The organism is Bacteroides mucinivorans (genome assembly GCF_034654355.2).
In the GTDB taxonomy this organism is placed as follows: Bacteria; Bacteroidota; Bacteroidia; order Bacteroidales; family Bacteroidaceae; genus Bacteroides; species Bacteroides nordii.
This window is the reverse complement of the sequence record NZ_CP178179.1, coordinates 2,566,370-2,581,400: the sequence shown is the minus strand read 5'-3', so window position 1 is coordinate 2,581,400 and position 15,031 is coordinate 2,566,370. Positions and strand designations below refer to the sequence as shown.

12 protein-coding genes are annotated in these 15,031 nt (G+C 37.8%); all 12 read right to left on the bottom strand.

The genetic code is table 11. From position 1 onward, the window contains the following. Positions 1–572: 572 nt before the first annotated feature. Positions 573–1,118 (bottom strand): IbrB-like domain-containing protein, encoded by a 546-nt coding sequence (locus tag VCM39_RS09395; protein ID WP_002560123.1) that lies wholly within the window; start codon positions 1,116–1,118, stop codon positions 573–575. After that, positions 1,115–2,419: a DUF3440 domain-containing protein gene (locus VCM39_RS09390; protein ID WP_221650486.1), complete on the bottom strand. Its 1,305-nt coding sequence runs from the start codon at positions 2,417–2,419 to the stop codon at positions 1,115–1,117. Before VCM39_RS09390 ends, VCM39_RS09395 begins: the two co-directional genes overlap by 4 nt. Continuing rightward, positions 2,416–2,811, bottom strand: coding sequence for a hypothetical protein (locus VCM39_RS09385; RefSeq protein ID WP_221650487.1), 396 nt, complete (start codon positions 2,809–2,811; stop codon positions 2,416–2,418). Before VCM39_RS09385 ends, VCM39_RS09390 begins: the two co-directional genes overlap by 4 nt. Positions 2,812–2,821: 10 nt before the next feature. Further along, entirely contained in the window at positions 2,822–4,165 is a 1,344-nt protein-coding gene (locus VCM39_RS09380; protein ID WP_323673994.1) for a GDSL-type esterase/lipase family protein, read from the bottom strand. Positions 4,166–4,486: 321 nt separating this feature from the next. Further along, positions 4,487–5,776 (bottom strand): BNR-4 repeat-containing protein, encoded by a 1,290-nt coding sequence (locus VCM39_RS09375; RefSeq protein ID WP_322933010.1) that lies wholly within the window; start codon positions 5,774–5,776, stop codon positions 4,487–4,489. A gap of 9 nt (positions 5,777–5,785) precedes the next feature. Further along, the gene (locus VCM39_RS09370) at positions 5,786–7,669 is read right to left on the bottom strand and encodes a glycoside hydrolase family 97 protein (RefSeq protein WP_322933011.1); all 1,884 of its coding nucleotides are present in this window, start codon (positions 7,667–7,669) and stop codon (positions 5,786–5,788) included. 90 nt (positions 7,670–7,759) lie between these two features. Further along, positions 7,760–9,289, bottom strand: a complete 1,530-nt coding sequence (locus tag VCM39_RS09365) for a BACON domain-containing protein (protein WP_322933012.1) — start codon at positions 9,287–9,289, stop codon at positions 7,760–7,762. Between the two features lie 75 nt (positions 9,290–9,364). Next, on the bottom strand, positions 9,365–10,825 hold the full coding sequence (locus tag VCM39_RS09360) for a choice-of-anchor Q domain-containing protein (protein WP_322933013.1): 1,461 nt from the start codon (positions 10,823–10,825) through the stop codon (positions 9,365–9,367). A 51-nt stretch (positions 10,826–10,876) separates the two neighbouring features. After that, positions 10,877–11,548: a TonB-dependent receptor plug domain-containing protein gene (locus VCM39_RS09355; protein WP_289292562.1), complete on the bottom strand. Its 672-nt coding sequence runs from the start codon at positions 11,546–11,548 to the stop codon at positions 10,877–10,879. A 79-nt stretch (positions 11,549–11,627) separates the two neighbouring features. Beyond that, positions 11,628–12,755 carry a hypothetical protein gene (locus VCM39_RS09350; protein ID WP_255585978.1) on the bottom strand — a complete coding sequence of 376 codons (1,128 nt, stop codon included), beginning with the start codon at positions 12,753–12,755 and terminating at the stop codon, positions 11,628–11,630. Positions 12,756–12,757: 2 nt separating this feature from the next. After that, positions 12,758–13,465 (bottom strand): hypothetical protein, encoded by a 708-nt coding sequence (locus tag VCM39_RS09345; RefSeq protein WP_322933014.1) that lies wholly within the window; start codon positions 13,463–13,465, stop codon positions 12,758–12,760. A 21-nt stretch (positions 13,466–13,486) separates the two neighbouring features. Further along, entirely contained in the window at positions 13,487–15,016 is a 1,530-nt protein-coding gene (locus tag VCM39_RS09340) for a RagB/SusD family nutrient uptake outer membrane protein (protein WP_322933015.1), read from the bottom strand. Between the last annotated feature and the right edge of the window lie 15 nt (positions 15,017–15,031).

Here is a 15,031-nt window from a genome sequence, read left to right as displayed (position 1 = left end):
ATGTAGAAAGGGAGGTGCAGTGATTGCAACTCCCTTTCTCTTTATTAACCTCTTCCAAAGATATAAAATAATAAACCAATAAAAGAATTCAAACTAAAAGCCACAGATTATATAAATTTTTCTATCAAAATCTATATAACCCATGGATCTTAACATCTATAAAAAAACATTAGATGCATTCTGCATCCTTTTTGACGAGTTCACAATTTAACTAAACAGACTTACAGAACAATTTTTCTCGTCAACTCATATATAATTATTAACTGGTTGTCCCGGAGTAATTATTACATTACAAAGATGAGACATTCTATTGAATTAAATAAAGCTTTTATCCTCTTTCAGCGATGAAAAAAGAACACTGATGTGCTAATTATGAGCATTCCAGAGAGAATACTTGTCTAAAATAAAAAAGAGAAGAAATAAAATACACAAAATTTCATTTTACGGGATACACATCATTAAAGATTTACACATAAAGCAAAAAATAATAGATACCTTATTTCGCTAAAACAAGCAGCTCCTTGTATTTCCGGAAATACAAGGAGCTGCTTATAAATATAAAAAATAATATTTTAAACCACAGTACTCTCTTTTGAATTGAGGGGAGACTCTCTTTCCGGAATACTAAATTCATTGTTTGCAAACAAATCAGCCAATCCGGAAATCTGTTTCAAACGCAGCAATTCATCCCTATCCATTCCAATATTCTTCATAATCCATTGATCAGACATACCAGCTTTATCCAACTCAGCAACAATGTGACACATCAATTCAATATTATGGGCACCTCGGGCACGGTTATGACGAATCGTAGAACTCATTCGATTGGATAAATCTTTGTCGATAACTACAATCGGCAACAAACCGTTTTCGCGTTGGTAAATACGTTTGGATGTTTTCAGAACAGAGTATCTATGAAAACCATCTACCAGAATATACATATCTTTTTCTTTATCATAATAGCACACACAGGGCATAGTGAACCCATCTTCCCAAATAGATAATTCTAATAACTTCATTTCCGGCGGAGCAACTATATTGGGATTATAATCATTAGCAACCACTTTGTCTACAGGCACAGCTCTCACATCATACACAGGACTCTTTTTACAACTCATTGCAGAATATTTTTATATTGTTCCATTATTTGACTTCTCTTACTAATCTCCTCTTTTGTTGGCGAAAATCCCATATACTTACAGGCATGGTCATTTTTCAGAATACAGATACACATACGTTTATAAGTAGGAATTTCTCTGAATTCTGCAATATTGATATCATCCTGATATTCCATCCGAACAGGTTTCTTCACTGTTTTATAATTACTATTATCCATCACAATAATAGGAACTTTCGCAGCAATCAGTTTTTGTATGGTTTCATCATTTAAGCATCCTCCTTTGGTACGCCAGAAATTGACACTGACTGATAGCTTCCTCAGGTATCCCTTACGCGCACGTTCCGGTAATGTAGACAAAAGAAAATACATAAATTCTCTCCAGGTATAACCTTCCGGAAGTTTTATAGATTGCCATCCCATAGCATGAGTGCCTCCATACATCCCTGTGAAGTTAACCCCATTCACACGTCCTACCATTTTTCCCCAGGTATTAGGATCAATAACCCGATAGAGAGACAAGCTCTCTATAGCCTCGCCGATAAAAGGACTGGCTACCCGCTGACGCTCTATATTCACTCCGGCACGATAATACAAATCATACAAGATGTTGTAATCCCAATGGAATTTTCCATTGGCGGTCCATACATCTGTTGTCTTCCAATCGAAAATAGGATATGCATTATAAACATCATTTGCCACTTTAGAAGTCCAACGATACGTATGGTACATCTGATATTTACGATTCAGATAAATGCACCTCCACCGATTGAAACTTTCCTGGGTACGTATACCAATAAGGCAACAAGTGCGCACTGCATCTTTTTTATCATGTATCCATTTGGCAAAACGCATCTGAAATTCATAGTCCCACATCTGAGCATTATAAAAAGGAAAATCCTTCTCCGTCATTGCATCTTTCGGCATAGGGCGTACCCACAGTTTCTTCTTCCCTTTTTCCCATGGACGCCAAAAAGACTGATACATCGATGTACAGGTTGCCACACGGAAAGGAACGCACACGCGATATACATCAATAATATCTTTATTAGCCTCAATCATGCGGTCCACATAGTCAATAGTCATCTTATACTGTATTTCATAATCCATATGAAATACTCCGATACGTACATTCAAATTGTTACGACGTATGTAATCAATACATAGACTCAAAAGTACACCACTATCTTTTCCTCCCGAAAAGGAGATATACACATTATCAAACTCTTTAAAAATCATGCGCAAACGTTCCTGCGCCAATTCATATACATTCTTCTTTACCTCTACTTCTTTTTTCTTCATTCATCCCTCCGCATTTTTACATATAGTTTCCAGGCTTTCTCTACTATGAATCCGTGTTTTTCAAAAATAGCCTGATGCTTTACCTGAACTACAGCAACCAACGTTTTGTCTGTATCAAAAGCTGCTATAGCATCCACCAGCAGAAGAGCAAGAGCCTCTTCCTGGTCTTTTCCTATATAATAATTATTAATAATAGCTTCTTTCCCTCTTCGTTCTACCGGAAGAAATCCGACCACATGTCTCCCACTTGCGGCAATAAACCAGGTAAACTTATCAGTAGTTTTAAAAGGGTAATTGTTATTCATTTTCAGTACTTCAGGATCCATAACTAATGGAGCCACAATTTTATAAAGTTGTTTGTCTGTTCCGTGCAGCTGTATCGTTTGTATCATAATAACTTTTTTATTCTTTTACTATTCCATACACAGTTTTCGCTATTATCTCTGCACCTTTTTCACTTGGATGGACTTTATCTGGAAAAAGTTCGGGTATCCCATCCATTACAGTATGCAAATCTATCACCGATAACTTATTCTTTTTAGCCAACTTCTTTATCATCGGAATAATTTCATTCACAATTGTCTTATCACTGATTCCATAATTATCATATGATTTAGACGGATAGCACAAATATATCTTCGGATGAGCAGTAAGTTTCCCAAATGCATCAATCATAGTCTGCATATCTTTTGCAAACTCATCTTTGTGAACCCAATTATGAGGCTTACTATCATTCGTTCCTAATTTGATAACAACAATATTCGGATTAAATGCCAGCGCATCTTTGTATTTTTGCTCCTTCATATACGGATGATCCCCTTTATTCAGCATAGTACGTGATCCTATTCCAAAGTTTTTCACCCAATATCCATCACCCAGCATACGTCCCAGAATAGTTGGATATGCATCTTTTTCCGGATTTCTCAAACGCGATCCATAGGTAATACTATTGCCGATACATGCCACACGTATAGCATCTTTACGAGGTGCTTTAAATGATCGTAACCAGGCAGAGAGTTCATCTAACACCAAATTTTTATATATAAAATCTTCACGGATTCCCCATCCATGGCCACCGGAAGGATACACATGAAGGGCAGCCGGAACACCTTTCTTATTCAAAGCCAGATAATAGTTCACACCATTTGCAGGAGGAACCGTCTTATCATCATCACTATATACAATAAAAGCACGAGGAGTATCTTTGGTCACTTGTTTTTCATTAGAGTATTGTTCCTCCAACTCAGCCGGAGCATCTTTCCCCAAAAGGTTATCATGTGATCCCATATGAGTGTAACTCTTATCCATTGTTATAACTGGATAAAACAATATCTGAAAATTCGGACGTAGTTCAGGTGAAGTATGTGTAGCAATGGTAGAAGCCAAATGTCCACCGGCAGAGAACCCCATAATACCAACATCGTTCGGGTTTATATTCCATACATCTGCACTATCTCTCACCATCTTCAGAACCTCTTCCGCATCAGAAAAAGGAACTTCTTTATGTCCTCCTTTCGGCATACGATACTTCAATACAACCAAGGCGATTCCTTGCTTATTAAAAAAAGGTGCCCAATCATAACCTTCATGATTATAAGCAAGATGTGAGTAACTACCTCCCGGACAAGCAACAATCACCCGACCGGTAGCTAATTCAGGTGCGGGAAGAAAAACACGAATTGAAGGTTTGAAATTACCTTTTGATTCATCAAAAGGAGCACTATCCATACCGTTTGTATTAGGCATACCTTGTTGCCATAAATCGATATCAAAAGGTTTCTGTACATTTTGTGACTGCATACTTCCTCTCATAAATAAAATTAGTAAAAAGAATAAGGAAAAACGTAGCTTCTTTTTCATAGTTTATCCAAATAATAGTTTAAAATGTTACAATGTTTAATCAAGACACGCAAAAGTAGTCAAAAAGTGTCATAAAAAAAAGGAAAAAGAAAGTATATGCTTTTGCATATTAAAAATACGTATTCAGAGACAGAATACTAAAAAAATTCCCTTATCTCAATTTTGAGATAAGGGAATACACTCCGTTTAAATAATAGAAGAGGTAAATCATTCATTTATACCAGCCACATATACATCTCTGTTAGCGGTAGATAATGTCTTAGGAGCATCCGGTAACGGATTAGAAAACATCAATAATTTCAGTTCCGGACGGGCATTTTCTATCCAATAACAACGGGAAAGCGAAAAAGGAGTGATAATCTCTGCTTCTTTCTGTACACTACGTCCTCCGTCATTAGTAATAAAGGTAACTGCTCCCCTACCCATAGTAGCATAAATACGAAATGACTCGGGACCTAATTTCTCAATGCCTCTGGGTTCACCTTTGGCCTCAAAAGTAAGATGTTTCCACTCTCCGGCATCCCATGTAGACAACCGGGCTGCATTCTCTTCCGGATATTGATAATGTACAACAGGACATGAGTTATCACGATAGTGAACGGATACCTGTAACCCTGCAGAGTGTCCACGTTCTGGTATAGGAGTCTCCAGTACCTGGCAATATTTATCCGACTCCTCATTATCAATGGTAGTTCCCAGATCTATTCCTTCTACATTATACATATGATCATTAGAAGGATCAAGATAAGCATAATATACATTTCTTCCATAAGTAGCATGAGCATGTTTACCCAATTTCTCGCCACAAATAGTCCAAGCTATATGAATGCGTTCCTTTTTCCCATTCCCTGCGGGTTGATAAGTAACCTGCCCATTATAAACCTCCATCATATTATCTGTAACACGGGGAAAGGGATCAATGACCATCTGGCGTATCCAGGTATTTCCTCCGTCTGTAGATTTCACAAACTGATAAGGTCTGTCATCCGAATATTTATTGGTTTGACGTGTATCTCTGTAAAACACATAAAATGTTCCATCCTCCGTTAATATAGGAGCCGGATAAGACGCACGTTCTGCCTCATTTATAAAACGATCCGTCCATTCTCCTTCAATACTTCCCGGTTTAGGAGAAACAGCCATCTTTAAGGTAGAGTTATGACAACCATAAAACAAAAAGATTCGTCCGTCAGTTCCACGTAACATTCCCGGATAATTATGTTTATCAACAAACGGAGAGCGTGCCACTACTTTTGTTTCACTCCACTGCCCCGTAGCATGATTATAAGCCTTAACAACCGGATGACTATCCGTAGACATCCAACATACAAACGTTTGATCAGCTTGCTCATCATAATATCCCACGGGAATAGGACGTCGATCAGAACGCATATTTGAACGTTCGGCTATAACTCTTACATCAGTAAAAACCTGTTGTGCCTGCATTATAAAACAAAATGAGGTAACAACCATTATTCCAATTATTTTCTTTATCATATCAATTCATTATTTAGATTTAAATCGAACTATATATCCTCCTCCATTACGCATATACCCTGTAAGAGAATCACTATTCCTACAAAAAGCACGTTCTATTTTTATTGCTCCTGCATCAGCAGGTCTGTCATTTAAAACTGTAGCTTCATACCAACCTGTACCCAGAAACGAGAGAGGGAATTGAATTGTCTGCGCTTCTTTTCCATTGACCACGGCAAGAAACCAAGTATCACCACTACGCCGGGCGAAGGCAGCAATTTTCCCAATCTCGCTACAAGGTAGTACAATTGTCTCATCCCAAACAGCCGGTATGTCTTTTATTACATCCACTGCCGGATTATCAAGTATAGTTTGAGGATGCGCACCGAAAAAGATAACAGAAGAATTAAATATTAGTGCTGTCGCTATCTGATGTACCCAGGATGTATCTAATTTCCTGTCACCAAATATCATTGGAGTGTAATCACCCGCTCCGGCAACCAATCGGGTAAAGGGTAACGTAGTATTATGTGTAGCCCATTCGTATTGATTCTTACCATACTCCAAGCCGCGAATTCCTTCACGAGACATTTCATTCGGCCACGAACGCACCTCTCCTGTTGGTTTATCACTACCATGGATATTCAACATCAGCTTATGTTCTGCTGCCTCCTTCAAACATGCCTGATAAAGATCAATAAACTCTTTGGATTCGTGGGAGAAAGCATCCAGCTTCACCCCAGCAATTCCCAACCGTTGACAACGGTCAAAGAAATCTTTCCGCTTACGAGAATCACGCAGATCACGTCCATGCCTCCATAGCCATATTTTAACCCCGAACTGAGCAGAGTAGTCAACCAACTCCTTAATCTGTGCATCCGTCCACCGATACCAGAATGCATCAACCGTATTGTATTCAAATCCTAATTCTCCGGCAAGTTTTGAAAATTCTTTCATGCCTTCCAAAGTACGTTGACCACCATCCAACCAGCACCATACAGAACGCCCCGGTTTAATCCACTTCGTATTCACTCCTTCGGGAAACAATCGTCTATCTGGAGCTGGCGACAAATTAGTAATCAGATCAGTATTTACCAGTCCATTCAAGTCAGGAGCAACAATTACTGTTCGCCAGGGAGTTACAATATTGCCAGCAATGACAGCCGGTTCAGACAAACGTTTGGCCTCTTCCAAACTATAGTCATGCGCAAACGGATATCCTGCCGGTTGTTCATGCCCCAGTCTGACAACAAGTCCACATTCCCCATCAGCCTGTAAAGACATACCCGGATAATTTCTGAGAGCAGATTCTGTAATACACGCATATCCTTGTTTTTGTGGTAACTCAATTGTTACAGGAGGTGCTGCCCATTCGCCTTTACTAACACAATCTATTTCCTGTTTTTTATGGATGCCCTCATAATGTGCATACATATCATGGTAATAAATGTGGCTTCCCAAAGGTAACTTGAAAACAGTACTCTCTTCCGGAACATATTTATCCGTCTGAGTCCCTTTTACCAGAAAGCGAAAAGCAATCCCATCATTATAAGCACGGGCATCAATCGTATATAAAGTATTATTTTTCTCATCCGCTACTTTTACTTTCATTCCATTTGCTTTATTTACCGCAAGCGAATGAATCCCCCGGATAGGGTACGTCTCATCTACTTTATAATATTCAGGAGAGTGTAAATGTATTGCCGATAATTTCTTTTCACCGGAAGAAAAAAACATTGGCGAATCTTCTAATACAGCTATCTCCCCTTTTTTTACATTAAAAAGAAGTTGCCCGGTATCATCTTTTATATTCAAAACAATCTTATTATCGGGACTTTTAATTGAAACCATTTGAGCTGTTAGCTGCTGTACTCCAAACAGTAAACAAATACTATAACATAAAATATTTTTCATGTATCTGACATTATATATGAAAAGTTATCGAATAAAAAAATGGGAACTATCTTTAAATATAGCTCCCATCTCAAACCAACTTATATCTTTCTAATCGTGGGCAGCAGGGCTCGGATTTGTATCTTTTTCATAAATTACAAAGTCAGCTAAATCAATAGTTTCATCTTTGATATTATTGGTAATCTGACCTCCACTACCTCCGTAACTACGGTAAATACCAAATTTATTACGGATATTAATTGCTCCTTTCCGCCATGTATCAATATCATTCTGTGTATTGTCTATCAAAATTTTACCATCTCTGATACGAGTTATCACCAGACGATACTTGCCATGATGATCATATTTCACTTCTTCACTTACCTGTACCCATTCATCTTCAAACTCTTCTATTTTCACATTATCTACAAAAGTCCCCAGACTTTTGGTTCCTGCACTATGGTCAGACCCCAAAGAATGAATTACCTGTACTCTGCGATTGGTTCCATCATTATTTCCACGAAGAGAAATAGTAATAACAGGAGCTCCATTGTCACCCTCCTGTGCCTTGAGCTGATGAATGTGGCAAAAACTTGTACTGGGTCGATACCCTTTAGGTATCTTAAATTTCCATTGTAATATTTGAGACTCTCCCCAGTTACCATTCAATTTATACCAGGCTGCACTCGTTTGTGTCTTCATCTCATTACGCATACGGTCATTCATTGAACCACGGTCGCCATCAAGAGCACTACTTGCGTGACTAATAAATCTAAATATATACTGATTAATAGTAGCATCAAACACAGTTTCAATATGGTCTACTTCATTATGGTCCTTAGTAGATGAATTAGGATGTTCTGAATAGTCCCAACCAAACTTTCTCATATAGGTATGCACATCCGCATACCCCTTACCAACCAAATCCGCACTTCCCTTCATGCTTCCTTGTAAAGTGTATCCCATCTGAATCGGATCATTAGGATCAAAATTTTCAGATTTCAACTGAATAACTTTAACGTTAAAATTGGGTGCCTTTTTGTTTTTGTCTTTAAAAACAATATAACAGCCGCGTTGGGATCCTGTATTAGCCTCAAAAGACAGTGTGAGCGATTTATCAGTTTTCGATTTTTCTTTTATCCAGCTCTGTTGTTCTCCAGGTATTTCATACTCCCAATCTACTCCAGTAGAACTCTCAACAGTAAAAGTATACTCTTTACCTTCAGCCGGTATATCAACCACCTCCACTGGAGATACCACCAAAGAAGCAGTGGCCGCAGCCTGGGAAATCTTTATCGGCTTTGTCAAATCAGTGTTATCCAATTTTACAATAACATTTGTCGAACGCGATTCAAGAGTAGTGTTTGCAACTATAGTAAGCACTAATTTGCCGGCTTGTATATCCGATGACTTAACTTTAACCCAATCTACCTTATCATCAATTACTGTAGTCCAGGTAGAAGTTGCTTTCACTGTAATATTTACGTCTTCACCACTTGCCCTAGCATTTACATCTGTGGGAGTAGTAGTCAGACTTGGAGTAATTGCTTCTTCCTCCTTGTCATCCGAAGAACACGAAGTAAATATCGACACAGACACAAAAGTCAGGATAACATATAAGAAATACTTTTTTAATCTCATCTTTCTCTATTTTTTTAAAGAAGCAGGGTTCTTTGACAAATCATATTCACCAAAGAACCCTGATAATTATTAAACTTATGGTATTAGTACTTTAGCAACAGAAGTACCAGCTTCATTCATAAAACGAACAATGTAAATACCCGATTCAAGATTAATAGGAGCACTACCATTGATAGTAAGCTCTGTTATCTTAGCACCAAGCGTATTGAATATGCGGCACTCACCGGATTCTGCAATAACCAAACGTCCTTTTTCCACACTATAGTTAAATTTTGCGTCGGCTGTTGTAGTCTGAATACCTACAGGCTCAATTCCACCTAATTCGAAGGCACCCATACAAGGTTTAGCAGCACGAGTATAACCACGTTGGTCTACTGTAGGAATATCAAAACCTGCTACAGTAGCAGTTCCTGCTTTAGCAGCCATACTTTGCGTAGCATGTAAAGCAACTGTAAGTGTATTACCACCATTATCTTTCAATTCAGGAGCTGCATCATTTTCGAACACTTTCATTACCTCAGGAATTACAGTAATATTATTGTTTCCTTCAAATGTAAAACCAACTGCAGCTGCACCTTCTGATTCATTAGCAGAGCCTACAAGACAATTATGTATCTCAAAACTACCATTGTTTCTTCTGACATCTTCACCAGCAATATCTGTTCCTGTAGAAACATTTTTATAAAATATAGAATTAATAAGAACCATTGGTTGATTGTTATGTGCATAAAATCCACCACCTATTTCACCTGAATTTCCCACAATTGTACAATTAATTAACGTAGCCGCATATCCAGTAAAAATAGCTCCTCCTCTTCCTACATTTATTTTATTACCTGAAAAAGTAGAATTAGTTATAAAGAATGAACCATTATTATTTCCAGTAGTACCAATTACAGCTCCTCCTTGAGCTAATTTAGTACCAAGCAAAGCCTCTGGATATATAATCTCATTATTCGAAAACACACATTTATCTATAATAACATTAACTCCTCTACTATTGAAGACTACACATCCGGAAGCTTTACCATCTGCAGGTGCATTTATTAAACAATCGCTCACTTCACAATTTATTAATCTAAGATTTGCATAATTCTCTGTATCACCTTCAGATGCAGTTTTAGAGTTTCCTACTGCAAATGCCGCTCCATTTCCTCCATTTATGAATCCTTTGACTATTATATTGCGAAACGTAATATCCATTCGAGAAGCAGTAGCTCCATCCAAACCCTTGAAAAAGATAAAAGAATCACCTGTACTTGTAAAAGTTATCTTATTACCTGTAGCTTTATTAATACCATCAATAACATATACATTACCAACAGCTTTAGGACACCCGGTTTGTCCCTCCAATATAATCTCATCACCTTCAGGTATATTGAATGTCACAATATCACCATTTTCCAATGAGTTCATTACCTGACGGAAACTACCTTCTGTTTCCGCATCCCCTGCAAGAGAGGTTACCACTCTTTCTTCTGCAGATAAATTAGCAGTAAATAAAGCTGCCAATAAAATTAAAGTACTTTTTTTCATGATACTTGGTTTTAAATTAATAATTATAAAAAATAAAAAGGTTACATATTACTATTTCAGAGTGACAGCAATCACTCCATTGGCACCTTTGGCACCATACATATTACTATCCTTACTTATCTCTACCTTCTTTATATCATTGATATTCACATTATCCAGTCTTTCGACTTGTGTCCCATCCAGCAGATAAAGAGGAGAAGTATCCAAACTAATAGAAGTAGACCCCCGTAATTGTGCAGAGATATCTCCGTTATCCTTCATTACCACTGTAAACCCAGGGACTTTACCTGCTAAAGCATTAAAGAGATTACTTTCACCCGTAGCAACCAGTTCTTCACCTGTCACCACAATAGTACTCGATACCGAACGAGAACGCCGCAGACTACGTAACATTAGTTTCATGATTTCACCTTTATCTTCTGTCACTGAAATTTCGGGCCCCAAAACAATATTCGGATAGGCTATACCATTTACCGAAACTTGCACTTCTTTTTCTGTTTTGGGCAAAATAACTGTCAGTATATCTTGCAGAGTAACATTATTCAGCTGAAAAATACCATAACGATCAGTCTCGGCCTTTACGTCTTTAACAGATACCAAAGCTTTACGAATTGCCTTCCCTTTAGCATCAACCAAACGTCCTACAATAGTATCATTAGAATTCTGAGCAACAACGGGCCAGGAAAAAGCCAGAACAAAAATGAAAAGTAACAAATTTTTCATTAGCATATTGATTTATGATTTATACTTACCAGAGGAGGCTAATAAATCACCTCCCCCGGTTTCATAACCTTTTTAACAATCAATTACCTCCAAATATATCGTCACTATAGAAGAATACATTATCCAGATAAACTTGTGTCAATGGAGGATATACATATTTAAATTCCTTTATTTGGAAAACAGCATTGTCATGTGTCGCTCTCCACTGCTTCATCACATCACTTGTAGCAAGAGTTGTTGTTCCTACCATTGCTTTTATAGTATAGTCTTCACTGATCGCCAGACCAACTGTTTTGCTTTCTTCCACGTCATATTTCAACAGATTATTCTGTATTTTTACCGGTACTGCCACCCAACCCGTTTGAACCGTAGGACGTCCGTTTTCTCTGTCAGCTTTCAAGGTCCACTGGAAACGTATAATGGCATCAAACTCATCGGCATTGAAACTTACCGGATTACCATTTACATCTGTATAAATGTTAGTTCCCCATGGTACTGCTGCCAGAATATGGTTCTTAGGCCACCACTCAAAACGGACTTCACTGATAAAATAAGTAGTCGTAACATCTACAGAGGGCGTATTTCCTGAGACAGCAACTGCGCATGCATTCTCACCATATACAAATTTAACAGGATCTACCGGATATTTAGGATTATTTGTATTGGTCGCTCCTCCTACAATACCACAATCAAATCGAGTGGACATCGGTGGGTAAAAATCCTTCTGATTCAGATTATAACGTACTTCACCATAATTCCGGGTAGTAGCATTAGGTGTTGTGACATTCAACTGATAGCGTCCGTCACGAATCTGAGTCGCAGAATTTGAGTTAGACCATCCTGTTGCCGTTGTTCCTCCAAAACGATCAAAGAACAAACCATTTACCCAAATCTCAGCTTGACGGGTTTCTTTTGCCCCACCACAGGTTACAGTACATTTAATCGTATATCTGCCCGACTGTCTCGGTGCTTTCCACTGATTCATTGTATACCCCTGACGCTGTAACAAAGTTCCCCCGTTACATTCCCAATAATAATCGGCTTTATCCGGATCACTCATTCTCACAGACATACCGACATTAACAGTTTCTCCGGCAAAAAATTCTTCACCAAACACCTGCAAAGAGTCTATTTCAACATAATCATCATCGCAAGATGCCATTAAAGCCACAAAGGCTCCCATCAATAAATATTTTATTCTTTTCATAATCATTTTGCTGCATAAATAGGAATAGATACTAATTCTTTATCTGTAGGATACTGCATATATTTATCCATCACGTGAATATATGATCCGTTAGGACTTTGCAGATTACTGGTACGAGGTTTTGTTTTCAGCTGAAAATGATCTTCGTAGTTATTGAAATAAATACTTAGAGCACCTTCTTTCAACATTTCGACAGCCATGTATCCATAAGGAGAATCATATTCTGTAGGGAAGAATGTTATAACTCCTTTTGTCAAATCAGTCAGTTCATAATACGAAAGAGCTTTCTTTATAATATGATACATAATCATATTCTTCACTGCGGTTTTATCCAATTCTTCCCAGCTGGTAGGAATAATCAACTGCTCCGGATTAAACTCGTCCGGATAAGCATTCTCATTCCAGAAACTCCGGTCACTGCTATTGGATGAAGTCAATGCCGTATTCGTCAACAACAGATAGGTTCTATCAGGCTGTTTGAATAATTCCGGATCAACTCCCGAATATTTAATTGCTTCTATCAGAGACGAGAACAAGTCGGTACGCGAATTCATGAAATCCCATGCATTCATAGTAATCTGATTATCATAGGTTCCTTTCTCTGAATCATAGTCATAAGGAGTTTGCACATCCAGGCCAAATAACTCACAACTTGTAAATGTGAATATTGGAATTACCAATAAGGCTATATTTAATATTATCTTTTTCATTATATACACTATTTATTATCATTATTCTGAATAAGGAGGATTCTGATGCCCTACCAGAGTTGGATTGGACGTAAAGACAGACTTAGCTATCGGGAAACGAACCCGTCTTAAATCACTGCCAAAACCTACAGGTTCTTCACCACGCATTGCTTGAATATAAGATAGATGCGGATCCAGTATTTCATTCACATATCCGGTACGTATAATGTCAAACCAACGCTTAGGTTCACCATAAAATTCCATCTGACGTTCATCCAATACCAGTTTTTCCAATGAAGACTGTGTCATACCGATTCTTGTCGGATAATCTTCTACCTTCGCAACAATCGTATTACCACAACGACTACGTACCTGATTGACTATATCAATAATATCCTGAGCCGGTTTATTTTCATGAATCATTGCTTCTGCACGCAATAACATAACATCAGCAAAACGATAAATAGGTATTTCAAAAACACAACCGGAAGTAGCAGGAATATCAAATTCAACAGCAGGATCTGTAGACTTCACCGGGAAGAACTTACACAATTTATTAGCCAATGCACCAGTACTTCCATAGATAATCTGAGAATTCCCCGGAGCTAAAGTTTGTTTGTCCAGTCCGTTATATATATTCAACGTATCTACAACTCCCCAGAATCGAACATCCTTTTTATCCTGAAGCATTCTTTGAAACAGCGAATTAGACAACTGATAATGAGCATTACCACCACCAACACCAATCGGACCACCATAACTATTATTATTATTTTTCTCAAAGTCCCATTCTATAGTGAAAATAGTCTCTTTGCTATTGGTAGGATCTGTAAATATTTTCTTCCAATCGGTAGTATTACTTACCATTTCATACCTTTTCAAAGCCAGTAAGTTATCCGATGCTTTCAATGCTCCGGCATAATCCTTTCGCCACATCAAATAATCTGTTTGCAATGCATAAGCAGCTCCTTGATTAAAATAGTAAACACCTTCATTACCCAATGACGAAATGGCAATTTTTAAATCATCCTCTATCACTTCATAGATAGATTCCAGAGAAGCACGTGAATTATATTTAGTATTCAAATCGCCATCCCATGACTTAGTAATCAATGGCACTTCACCCCAAACACGTATTGCATAGAAATACATCAAAGCTCTTAAGCCATGAAATTGCCCCAGATATGATCCGGTCACGTCTTCAGAAAGTCCCATTTCAGGGATATTCTCGATAGCCAGATTACACCGGTTTATGACCTGATATAATTTTTCCCAGTCGCAATAACTTCCATTTGAATCCAAAGAGTTAAGTTGTAAAGCAGCATTGGCATACAGAGTTATGTAATAATCATCTGAACGTAATTCACCCCAAGCCAACAAAGTACTTGATACAATTTTCTGTACTCCATTATATGTACCGGCTCTCCATGCTTTCAGATCCGACTCACTGGTCCAGTAAGCTTTATTGCTCAAATCAGCTATCGGAGTTTTAGTCAGGAAGTCCTCACAAGAAGAGAAGAGAGACATCCCCGCTAATAAAACTGAACATGATAATATTTTAAAGTTTTTCATTTTCATTATAGTTTT